Below are 11,085 nucleotides of genomic sequence, written 5' to 3' on the forward strand. Positions count from 1 at the left end.
TCATGACGTACGGCAGCCTTTTCGAGCGCCTGGCCGGTGATTCAGAAAAGCGCGCGGGCTTGAGCCGTGAGATGTGTGTCGTGACATCGGTGGCTGCGCATCTGGCCAAGATGCTCAGCACCCGGGCGGGTAGCGTGCAGACGCTATCCGATTATGGGCTACCGGATCTCAATGACATGCGCTTGAGCCTGCACGACGCAGGGAGCCAGGCCCGCAAAGCGATCGAGGCGTTCATCAAGGCCTACGAGCCACGCCTCAGGAATGTCTGTGTCGTTTCAATACCAAGTCATGCCGATCCGCTTCGCCTGTCCTTCAGCATCGACGCTTTGCTGGATGTGGAGGGGGTCAGGCGACAGGTCAGTTTTTCCGCGTGCCTGGACGGCAGCGGTCAGGTCAAGGTCAGACAAGGATAGCCATACATGTCGTTCAATCATTACTACCAGAGCGAGCTGACGGCGCTCCGCCAGCTGGGTCGACGTTTCTCCGAGCGTAACCCGGCGTTGGCTCCCTTTCTGGGGCAGGCCGGACGGGACCCGGATGTGGAGCGGCTGCTGGAGGGGTTTGCATTCCTGACCGGGCGGCTGCGCCAGAAGCTCGATGACCAATTGCCGGAGCTGAGCCATTCGCTGATGCAGCTGTTGTGGCCGAACTACATGCGGCCGTTGCCGGCCTTCAGCATTTTGCAGTTCGATCCACTACAGCGGTCCGGCCCCGCACTGCGGGTGGAACGTGATACACCGATCGAAAGCAAGCCTGTGCAGCAGGTGCGTTGCCGTTTCCTGACGTGTTACTCAACCGAGGTGCTGGCGCTTGATCTGACCAGGTTGAGTTATTCAGTGAAAGGGGATGGGTCGCTGTTGAGCCTGCGCCTGGAGATGTGTTGCGACGGTCATTTGGGCGAACTGCAACTGAGCCAATTGCGGCTGCACTTGACCGGCGAGCGTTACATCAGCCAGATGCTCTACCTCAGCCTCTTGCGCAATCTTGAAGGTATTGAGCTGATCCCGCTGGACGGCACCGGCGGGGCCCTGCGGGCTGCAGACGGCAGCCCTATGATGTTCAGGGTCCCAGCCGATCGTGTCCAGCCGGTAGGGTTTGCTGAAGAGGAAGCGCTGATCCCGTATCCGCTGAATACCTTTCGCGGCTATCGCTACCTGCAGGAATACTTCGCCTTCCAGGACAAGTTCCTGTTCGTCGACGTCAATGGCCTGGACGTGATCAACAGTGCGCCGCATAGCAGCGTCGAACAGATGCGGGGCCTGGAGCTGCGCTTCGATATTGGCAAAAGCGGTATCCAGCGGATGCGCCCGACACTGGACAACATAAAGCTTCACTGCACGCCGATCGTCAATCTGTTCAAGCATGACGCCCAGCCAATCCGCCTGGACAGCAAACAGGACGAATACCTGTTGCTGCCCGCCGATTATGCCCAGGAGCACTGCGGCGTCTTCTCGGTCGAAAGCGTCACTGGTTGGAACCCCGGTGGCCTGGGTTATCAGGCCTATGTGCCGTTCGAATCCTTCGAGCACGATTCAAGCTTCGATGTGCCCCACAGCCGACCCTACTACAGCGTTCGTCAGCGCCCTTCATTGCTGCACGGTGGCCTGGACACCTGCCTGGGCTTCGGTGTCCGGCACTCTCACCCCCATGAAACCCTGTCGATCGAGTTGATGTGCACCAACCAGAACCTGCCGCGCCAGCTCAAACCGGGTGACATCGACCAGCCGGGCGAAAAAAGCCCCGAATCGCTGAGTTTCCGCAACATCGGGCCGGTCACTTCGAGCTTCGCTCCCCCGCTCAACCGCGATTTCCTCTGGAAGCTGATCAGCAACATGTCACTCAACTACCTGTCGCTGGCGGACGTCAATGCACTCAAGGTGATTCTCGAAACCTACGATTTTCCGCGCTACTACGACGAGCAGACAGAGAAGGTCAGCAAGCGTTTGCTGGATGGGCTCAAGTCGATCAGGCACCAGCATGTCGACCGCCTGCATCGAGGCTTGCCGGTTCGTGGCTTGCGCACCGAATTGACCATCGACCCCCAGGGCTACATCGGCGAGGGCAACCTGTTCGTCTTCGCCTCGGTACTCAACGAATTCTTCGCGCTTTATGCCAGCCTCAATTCGTACCACGAACTGCGGGTGAACAGTACACAAGGAGAGGTCTATCAATGGACACCCCGCATGGGCCAGCAGCCGCTTCTATAAACGGGCTGACGCGAGGGATACGCGAGTACTCGCTATTTCAGGCCGTGTTGTTGGTCGTTGATCGGCTGCGCGAGGCTTACCCTGACCTGGATGATGAGGCGCTGTATGACCGGCTGGAGTTCCAGGCCAACCCAAGCCTGGGGTTCCCCGCCAGCGACATCGATCGTGTGGAGTTTTTCGAAGAAAACGGCCAGGTGCGAGCGCGCCTGGGCATGAACCTGATCAGCCTGGTAGGAGCAGGGTCGCCGCTACCGGCGTTCTATGGTGAGCAGGCCCTGGGGGAGGAGGAGGGCAATCCGACGCGCGACTTCCTCGACGTCTTCCACCACCGTCTTCAACGACTGATGCTGCCGATCTGGCGCAAGTATCGTTACTGCGCAAGTTTTCGGAGCGGTGCTAAAGACCCTTTTTCCGAGCAGTTGTTTGCGCTGATCGGCCTGGGCGGCGAAGACATTCGCAAGGCCAGTCAACTGAACTGGAAGCGTCTGCTGCCGTATCTGGGCCTGCTGAGTCTTCGTGCTCATTCGGCAGCTCTGATCGAGGCCGTGCTGCGTTATTACTTCAAGCACGCCGAACTGAACCTTGAGCAGTGCATCGAGCGGCGTGTGGACATCCTTGGCGAACAGCGCAATCGCCTGGGGAGCGCCAATAGCCTGTTGAGCCAAGACCTGGTGCTGGGTGAACAGGTGCGCGACCGCAGCGGCAAGTTCCGGATCCATATCAGCGAACTGGACTGGCAGCGTTTTCACGAATTCCTGCCCATCGGCATCGGTTACCAGCCGTTGTGCTCACTGGTGCGTTTCACCCTGCGTGATCCCCTCGAATATGACATTCGCCTGGTCCTGCGCCGGCAGGACATTCGGGAGCTGTGCATCGGAGAACAGAACATCTGCCGCCTGGGATGGACCAGTTGGTTGGGGCACGAGCGCGCCGATGGCGTGGTGACCCTCGGCAGCAAAATTCATTAGGAATGAATGACATGATCAACGTAGACCTTCAGCAACTGATCCAGGCGTTGGACGCCGAAACCAGAAGCGATCTGTCGCGCTCGGCCGAGCAATGCGTCGCCCGTGGGGCAGACAAAGTCCTGGTGGAAGACTTGATGCTGGGCTTGCTGGAACGTCCGCAGGGCCTGCTCGCGCGAGCCTTGCAAGATGCCCAGGTAAGCGCAGGTGAACTGAGCGCTGCGCTGCAACCACGGATGGGACACAGCGCTTCGCGCAATCCGGTATTCGCCCCGGAGCTGGTGCAATGGTTGCAGGATGCACTGCTGGTGGCCAATCTCGAGCTGGGCTGCAGCCAGGTCGGACAAGCCGCGTTGATCCTGGCGTTGCTGCGCAACCCGCTTCGCTATGCAGGGAGTGCTTACCAGGCGCTGCTCATCCGACTGAACGTCGATCGGTTGAAATATTTCGCCTTGTCGCAACAGACCCACCCGGTAGCCGATCACTCCGCCAAGCCGGACGACTCCCTGCTGGCGCGCTTTACCCATGACCTGACCCGGCAGGCTCGTGAAGGTCAACTCGACCCGGTGCTTTGTCGCGACGGTGAAATCAGGCAAATGATCGATATCCTCGTTCGTCGCCGCAAGAACAATCCAATCGTGGTCGGTGAGGCAGGCGTGGGCAAGACCGCCATCGTCGAAGGCCTGGCGTTGCGCATCGCCGCCGCAGAAGTACCGTCAGTACTCGAAGGCGTCGAGCTGCTTTCGCTGGATATGGGGCTCCTGCAGGCCGGCGCCAGCATAAAAGGTGAATTCGAACGTCGTCTCAAAGGGGTGATCGACGAGGTCAAGGCTTCGCCAAAATCCATCATCCTGTTCATCGATGAGGCTCACACCTTGATTGGCGCGGGTGGCAACGCCGGGGGCGCCGATGCGGCCAACCTGCTCAAGCCGGCCTTGGCCCGGGGTGAGCTGCGTACTATCGCGGCCACCACCTGGGCCGAGTACAAAAAATATTTTGAGAAAGACCCGGCCCTGGCCCGTCGTTTCCAACCGGTGCAATTGCACGAGCCGACCGTCAGTGAAGCAGTGACCATCCTGCGCGGCCTGGCCCGGGTGTACGAGAACAGTCACGGCATTTACCTGCGGGATGATGCGGTGGTCGCGGCGGCGCAATTGTCGGCCCGCTACCTGGCTGGTCGTCAATTGCCAGACAAGGCTGTGGATGTGTTGGACACTGCCTGCGCCCGCGTGCGCATCAGCCTGGCCGCTGCGCCGCATAGCCTGGAGCGATTGCGCGGCGAGTTGGCTGAAGGCGAGCGCCAGCGCCAAGCGCTTCGTCGTGATGCGCAGGCCGGCCTATCGATTGATCTTCAGGCGCTGGAAGCGCTGGAGGTGCGCCTGGAGGCCATCGAAGACGAGCGCCGAACGCTGGAAATCCAATGGGCCGAGCAACGTATTCTTGCGGAACGCCTGTTGTCGCTTCGCCAGCAATTGGCCAAGGCACGGGAAGCCTCGGTGGATCAGCCCCTCAGCGTCGAAGCACTGGAAGCGGCGTTGCATGAAACACACGGCACGTTGGTGGCTGCGCAAGTCCAGGAGCGCCTGGTCAGCTTCGAAGTTTGCCCGCGACTGGTAGCCGAAGTCATTAGTGCCTGGACCGGTATACCGCTGGCACAACTGGCGCGGGAGCACAGTTTGAAAGTCGCCAGTTTCGCTACGGACCTGCGTGCTCGTATTCGTGGTCAGGAGCCGGCTGTGCGGGCGCTTGATCGCGCGATGCGTGCCGCCGCCGCAGGCCTGAACAAACCCGACGCTCCGGTGGGCGTGTTTTTGTTGGTAGGGCCCAGTGGCGTCGGCAAGACCGAGACGGCGCATGCCCTGGCCGACCTGCTCTACGGCGGTGATCGTTTTATCACCACGCTCAACATGGCCGAATTCCAGGAGAAACATACGGTTTCCCGGCTGATTGGCGCGCCGCCGGGCTACGTCGGTTTTGGCGAAGGCGGCATGCTCACCGAAGCCGTGCGGCAAAAGCCCTATTCAGTGGTTCTGCTCGATGAGGTCGAAAAAGCCGACCCGGATGTGTTGAATCTGTTCTACCAGATATTCGACAAGGGCTTGGCCAACGACGGAGAAGGGCGGGAGATTGATTTTCGCAACACCCTGATCCTGATGACGTCGAACCTGGGCAGCGAACGCATCAACGAGTTGTGCGAAAACGGTACAAAACCAAGTGCCGAATGCCTTGAAGAGTCCATTCGCCCAATACTCAGTCAACATTTCAAACCCGCGCTGTTTGCGCGCATGTGCGTGGTGCCGTACTACCCGCTCAACGGGCCGGTGTTACGTGAACTGGTGGAAGTCAAACTCGACCGCCTGGGCGAGCGGCTGCACCGTCGTCAATTGGGTTTCAGTTATTGCGGGCACCTTGTGAACCACCTGGTCGAGCGTTGCAGTCGTAATGATCGTGGCGCACGACTGATTGACCAACTGCTTGACCTGCACCTGATGCCGCTGGTTGCCGACCGGTTGCTCGCCGCCATGGCCGGTGGCGAACAGCTACGGCACGTACACGCCGTGCTCAACGGCGACGCCAGTCTCGCGTGTGAGTTCTCCTGAGGTGGGCGCCATGTTCAAGAAACTCTCGCAACCGTTGGACTATGCCGAAGCGCTTCTGGCGCAGTTTTCCGACCTTTCACGTTTGGCGGACGGTGCTGAGCTGGTGGGGAAGTTCATCCAGGGCGTAGCGCGGCTCAGTGGCTGTGAACTGGTGCAGTTGTACCTGCTCGATGCCACTCGCACCCGCCTGGAAATGAACACCGAGTGCCTGGAAGGCCAGTTGCAATTTCGTGACCCGAAAAGCCTGCCCTCCGACTACCACTCCGAGCAATTGTTGCAATTTTCCCTGTGCCAGAACCGTGTGGTGTGCCTCGACGCGTTAAGCGACAGCGTGCACGAAACCGGTTTCCTGCCGCTGCGGGCCAGACCCTGGCAGTCGCTGCTTTGCGTTCCCCTGGGCGATCCGCAGGATGGGGTCGGAGGCTTGTTGCTATGCGCGAGCAATCAGCACCTCGACCTGCATGGTATCGCTGAGTCCCTGGGGCATCTTGGGACCTTCGCGCTTGGTCAGATGCATCTGTTACAGCGCCTGCGCGGTCCTGTTGATGAGTCAGAGCCTGATACCACAAGCCTGCCGAGCGCCGTCAGTTACGGCCTGATTGGCAAGAGCATGGCCATGCGCAAGACCTGCTCATTGCTCAGTAAAGTACTGCACAGCCCCTATACCGTCCTGCTGCGGGGTGAGACCGGTACCGGCAAGGAGGTGGTGGCCCGGGTCCTCCATGATTACGGCCCGCGTCGATCCAAGGCGTTTATCGTGCAGAACTGTGCGGCGGTTCCCGAGAACTTGTTGGAGAGTGAGCTTTTCGGCTATCGCAAGGGCGCGTTCACCGGTGCCGACCGGGACCGCGCCGGGCTGTTCGACGCGGCCAACGGCGGCACGCTGTTGCTCGACGAGATCGGTGATATGCCGTTATCCCTGCAGGCCAAGTTGTTGCGAGTGTTGCAGGAAGGCGAAATCCGGCCGTTGGGGTCCAACGTCACTCACCATGTCGACGTGCGCATCATCGCCGCCACCCACCGCGACCTGAAGCAACTGATGGAGGAGGGCAAGTTCCGCGAAGACCTGTATTACCGCCTTGCGCAGTTTCCAATTCCGCTACCGGCGTTGCGCCAGCGCGACGGCGACATCATTGAGCTGGCGCGGCATTTTGCCGACAAGGCTTGCACACTCCTGCAGCGTGATCCGGTGCGCTGGTCAGACGCAGCGCTCGATCACCTGGCTGCCTACGACTTCCCGGGAAACGTCCGTGAACTCAAGAGCATCGTAGAAAGGGCCGTGCTCTTGTGCGAGGGCGGCGAACTGCTTGTCGAGCATTTTGCACTACACATCCAGACCCCAGCCGAGCGGGGCCGTGTGAGCTTGCGTGAACGGATGGAGCAGATCGAACGTGGCCTGCTGATCGATGGCCTGCGCGAGAGTTCGGGCAACAAGGCGCGTGCCGCCCGTGAACTTGGCTTGCCGCTACGCACGCTGGTCTATCGCCTTGCGCGCCTGAACGTTCAGCGTAGTGATTTCAAAGATTGATCCTTGCCTTGTTCGTAGTCATTCCATCCCGGCCCTTCCATTTCTGGAGAAATTTCGATGTCTGTTTTCCCCTGGCGAGCCGTCCTGCTGGCGCTCCTCGTGTCATTTGTCCTCGGCGGTTGTAGTGGCAACTACAAATTCAACGACAGTGATTATCGCCCCCTGGGTGATCCACAGGCGATCAATCGCGGTAAGTGATCCAAGGAGCCTTTAATAGATGGATCTTGTTTTCGAAATGCTGAACGCCAACCAGTTCGTCCCTGTACGGCTGTTTCACAAGACTTTCGGACCGGCCGGCGGAGTGATTGGTCGGGGCGAGGGCTGCCACTGGATGATCCCTGACCGCGACCGCCTGCTGTCCAACTGTCACGCGCAGGTCAGCTTCCGTGAGGGCGCGTTTTTCCTGACCGATACCAGTGGCAACGGTACGACCCACCGCGAAAGCGGTGCGCGCCTGCCCAAGGGCGAGCCGGTACGGATACAGGACGGAGACGCCTACATCATGGGTGAATTCGAGGTCCTGGCGCGCCTGGTCGTCGGGCCGTCGAGCAGCGTTGCCGAAGCCGCTCGCTCAACGTCGGTCGACAGTCTCATTCCGGACGATGCCTTTCTGGAACTCGACCCGCTGAAAGCACTGGACCAACAGGAGCGGGTCTTGCTGGACATCGATGAGCTGATAAATCCCACTGCCGTACCACCAGACACCCTTGGGCGCCCAGATTATGCGCGTATCGACATGGAAAGCCTGCTGTTGCCGGAGTTGGTCGAAGAGCTCGTTGAACCAAGGCCTGCGCCCATCCCTCGTGCCAGCGCTATGGATCACCCGCGCGAAGATTTTTGGGAGCGCTTCGCTATTGCCCTCGGCATGGATCTCGAAAGCCTTGATAGCGAGGCCCGCGAAACCCTGGCGATCAATGCAGCGCTGCTGCTCAAGCAAAGCATCCATGGTTTGCAGCAGAGCTTGCGTACCCGCTCGGAGTTGAAAGGCGAACCGCGCCTGACCCAGACCCAGACCTATGAAGAACAGGTTCGTCTGATTGCCAGCCTGCAAATCGATCACCACGGATGACGTCCATGTCGCACTGCACGATGCACTTATTCAAGACTTTGACGGCGCTGGCCATGACCCTGCTGTTGGGCGGTTGCACCACGTTGTCGCCCTTTTCGACGATGACCAAGCTCGACCTCGCCCTGACGGCCAGTGATCGGCTCAACCCCGATCTCAATGGGCGGCCATCGCCAGTGGTGGTACGGCTGTTCGAGCTCAGGCATCCGGTAGCCTTTGAAAACTCGGATTTTTTCAGCCTCTATGAGCGCGGGAGGGAGACATTGGCCCCCGATCTGGTTTCCAGCGAAGAGCTGGAACTGCGCCCAGGTGAGACCGTCGAGCTCAGGCTCGGTATCACTGGGGATGGCCGTTACGTCGGCATACTCGCGGCGTACCGGGACCTGCCACACGCTCGCTGGCGCTACACACTGCCAGTGGCTGCGACGCAGTTGACCGAAGCGAACCTGACCCTCGACCAGGATGGGATCGCCAACACGCTTGAAAGACAGGCCAAGGTAGATGACCGATGAATCACGATAAAGTCGTCTGGCAAGAAGGCATGTTGTTGCGTCCACAACATTTGCAACACAACGATCGTTATTTCGATCACCAGTTGAAGGTTCGTACCCGGTTGCTGGCCAGTTACGCCTGGGGATTCCTGGCGCTGGAAATCGATCTGCAATTTCTCAACATGGGCCAACTGGTGGTCAGCCAGGCCAGCGGGGTCCTGCCGGACGGCAGCCTGTTCGAGCTCGGTGGCAACACCGAGCCGTTGGCCCTGGAAGTACCGTCCAATACCAGCAATACACCGATCTACCTCGCGCTGCCATTGGTGACCGGCAACCACATCGAGTCCCGTCGTCCGGAGCAATCTGATGTGCTGGCGCGCTACACCATCTACGACGCGCAGGTGACCGACTCCAACGCCGGCGATTCCGGCGGGAGCCAGATCAGTTGTGGCCGGCCGGACCTGCGCCTGCTGTTGGGCGAGCAACAGAGCGACCATGCGTTTGTGAAGCTCAAGCTCTGTGAGGTGCTCGATACCACTGCTGATGGGCTGATCAGGCTCGACCCGGACTTTGTGCCAACCTTCATCCAGGCTCGTTCATCCCATTATTTGCTGTCGTGTCTCAAGGAGATCATCGGCATGCTTGCCCATCGGGGTGACAGCCTTGCCGAGCGGATCCGCTTCAATGGCAAGGCCGGTGGTGCGCAAGTGGGCGATTTCATGATGCTGCAACTGATCAATCGTAGCGAACTGTTGCTACGTCATTATCTGTATCTGGAGCAAGTACATCCCGAAACGCTCTACCGAATGCTACTGGCCCTGTTGGGTGAACTGGCGACGTTCTCCAGTGACAGCAAGCGTCCACCGCTCACCAACCGCTACCAGCACAGCGACCAGGGCGCATGTTTTCGAAGCCTGATGCAGGCGATCCGCCAGGTGCTGTCGATGGTGCTCGAGCAGCACGCTATCGAGCTGCAATTGCAGCCGCGCCAATATGGAATCACCGTCTCGCCGATGCAGGACCTCACCCTGCTGGATACGGCTTCATTCGTACTGGCGGCTAGCGCCAACTGTGACAGCGAAGAGTTGCGCCATCGACTGCCGTCGAACCTCAAGGTTGGCTCGGTGGAGCGCATCCGCCAGTTGGTCAACCTGCATCTGCCCGGTATCAAGATCAGGCCTCTGCCCGTGGCTCCGCGGCAGATCGCATTCCATGCCAACAAAACCTATTTCATCCTGGAGCCCAGCTCCGAAGACCTGGCGCAACTGAAGCGCTCGGCAGGCTTCGCGTTCCATGTGTGCGGTGATTTCGCGGAGCTTGAACTGAATTTTTGGGCCATCAGGAATTGAACGAAATGGATAAGGAAAATCCCCAGGACGAAACAACCGTCCTGCTCGACCACCATGGACAACGTCCTGTTTCTGGACCCTTGACCGACGCTGTTGCGCCGCCACGTTTCGAACAGTTGCAAGAGCGAATGATCTACGCCGCGCACCTGCCGCGGTCCCAGGCCCTCAATGTCAGCCTTAATCCGCTGGTCGCGGCGGCGTCCGGATTGTTGTCGCAAATGGTGCAACTCAAGCACGGCCGCGAACGCGAGGACCTGCAAGCCCTCAAAGGGGAACTGAAGCGAGGCCTGGAGCAGTTCGAAGCCTGTGCCTTGCAGGACGGTGTTGAAAACAGTCAGTTGATCGCGGCGCGTTACGTGCTCTGCTCAGCGATCGACGAGGCGATCGTCACTACACCGTGGGGCCATGGAGGTGGGTGGTCACAGATAAGCCTGCTCAGCACTTTCCACAACGAAACCTTCGGCGGCGAGAAGGTCTTTCAATTGCTTGAGCGCTTGTCGAAAAACCCCATCAAGCACCTGTCGATGCTTGAGTTGTTGTATCTGTGCCTGTCCCTGGGCTTCGAGGGCAAGTATCGGGTCCAGACCCGTGGGATGCTCGAGCTCGAAAGTCTGCGCGATGCCCTGTATCGGCTGATCTGCCAGGCACGCGGTGACATCCCTCGTGAACTGTCGCCTCGCTGGGAAGGCTTCGATGGCGCGCGACGCAGCCCAGTGCGCATTGTTCCGGCCTGGACGGTAGCGGTTTTTACGCTGGTCTGCCTGGGGGTGGTGTACTCGAGTTTCGCCTGGGTATTGGACGAGCAACGCCGAAGCGTACTGCAACCTTATCAACTGTCAGAGCCGGTCGCCGCTCAGCCGCTACCGTAAACAGGGACGT

General features: G+C 59.8%; 9 protein-coding genes and 1 pseudogene. All 10 read left to right on the forward strand.

The window, feature by feature from the left end:
• Positions 1–2: 2 nt before the first annotated feature.
• Positions 3–413, forward strand: a complete 411-nt coding sequence (gene tssE, locus Q7F16_RS09750; RefSeq protein WP_014340909.1) for a type VI secretion system baseplate subunit TssE — start codon at positions 3–5, stop codon at positions 411–413.
• Between the two features lie 6 nt (positions 414–419).
• Positions 420–2,207: a type VI secretion system baseplate subunit TssF gene (gene tssF / locus Q7F16_RS09755; RefSeq protein WP_079303092.1), complete on the forward strand. Its 1,788-nt coding sequence runs from the start codon at positions 420–422 to the stop codon at positions 2,205–2,207.
• Complete coding sequence (tssG, locus tag Q7F16_RS09760; protein ID WP_409555710.1) at positions 2,171–3,175, forward strand: type VI secretion system baseplate subunit TssG; 1,005 nt, start codon at positions 2,171–2,173, stop codon at positions 3,173–3,175. Before tssF ends, tssG begins: the two co-directional genes overlap by 37 nt.
• 11 nt (positions 3,176–3,186) lie before the next feature.
• A complete protein-coding gene (gene tssH / locus Q7F16_RS09765; RefSeq protein WP_409555711.1) occupies positions 3,187–5,772 on the forward strand; it encodes a type VI secretion system ATPase TssH in 2,586 nt (861 codons plus the stop codon).
• Positions 5,773–5,782: 10 nt separating this feature from the next.
• On the forward strand, positions 5,783–7,300 hold the full coding sequence (locus tag Q7F16_RS09770; RefSeq protein WP_046065844.1) for a sigma-54 interaction domain-containing protein: 1,518 nt from the start codon (positions 5,783–5,785) through the stop codon (positions 7,298–7,300).
• A 57-nt stretch (positions 7,301–7,357) separates the two neighbouring features.
• A complete protein-coding gene (locus Q7F16_RS09775) occupies positions 7,358–7,498 on the forward strand; it encodes a type VI secretion protein (RefSeq protein WP_409555712.1) in 141 nt (46 codons plus the stop codon).
• 19 nt (positions 7,499–7,517) lie between these two features.
• A pseudogene (tagH, locus tag Q7F16_RS09780) lies at positions 7,518–8,309 on the forward strand (type VI secretion system-associated FHA domain protein TagH); the annotation flags it as partial.
• A 65-nt stretch (positions 8,310–8,374) separates the two neighbouring features.
• A complete protein-coding gene (gene tssJ, locus Q7F16_RS09785; protein WP_014340903.1) occupies positions 8,375–8,878 on the forward strand; it encodes a type VI secretion system lipoprotein TssJ in 504 nt (167 codons plus the stop codon).
• A complete protein-coding gene (tssK, locus tag Q7F16_RS09790) occupies positions 8,875–10,206 on the forward strand; it encodes a type VI secretion system baseplate subunit TssK (protein WP_046065843.1) in 1,332 nt (443 codons plus the stop codon). Before tssJ ends, tssK begins: the two co-directional genes overlap by 4 nt.
• Positions 10,207–10,211: 5 nt before the next feature.
• Complete coding sequence (gene icmH, locus Q7F16_RS09795) at positions 10,212–11,075, forward strand: type IVB secretion system protein IcmH/DotU (RefSeq protein WP_014340901.1); 864 nt, start codon at positions 10,212–10,214, stop codon at positions 11,073–11,075.
• Positions 11,076–11,085: the final 10 nt, after the last annotated feature.

Origin of the sequence: Pseudomonas sp. Lb2C2, from assembly GCF_052112205.1 — a bacterium.
GTDB classification, from domain to species: Bacteria; Pseudomonadota; Gammaproteobacteria; order Pseudomonadales; family Pseudomonadaceae; genus Aquipseudomonas; species Aquipseudomonas kilonensis.

Bases quoted from the DNA above. Each gene is read 5' to 3' on its own strand.
- tssF (WP_079303092.1), top strand. From the start codon at position 420: ATGTCGTTCAATCATTACTACCAGAGCGAGCTGACGGCGCTCCGCCAG.
- tssE (WP_014340909.1), top strand. From the start codon at position 3: ATGACGTACGGCAGCCTTTTCGAGCGCCTGGCCGGTGATTCAGAAAAG.
- tssG (WP_409555710.1), top strand. From the start codon at position 2,171: ATGGACACCCCGCATGGGCCAGCAGCCGCTTCTATAAACGGGCTGACG.
- tssH (WP_409555711.1), top strand. From the start codon at position 3,187: ATGATCAACGTAGACCTTCAGCAACTGATCCAGGCGTTGGACGCCGAA.
- tssJ (WP_014340903.1), top strand. From the start codon at position 8,375: ATGTCGCACTGCACGATGCACTTATTCAAGACTTTGACGGCGCTGGCC.
- Q7F16_RS09775 (WP_409555712.1), top strand. From the start codon at position 7,358: ATGTCTGTTTTCCCCTGGCGAGCCGTCCTGCTGGCGCTCCTCGTGTCA.
- icmH (WP_014340901.1), top strand. From the start codon at position 10,212: ATGGATAAGGAAAATCCCCAGGACGAAACAACCGTCCTGCTCGACCAC.
- tssK (WP_046065843.1), top strand. From the start codon at position 8,875: ATGAATCACGATAAAGTCGTCTGGCAAGAAGGCATGTTGTTGCGTCCA.
- Q7F16_RS09770 (WP_046065844.1), top strand. From the start codon at position 5,783: ATGTTCAAGAAACTCTCGCAACCGTTGGACTATGCCGAAGCGCTTCTG.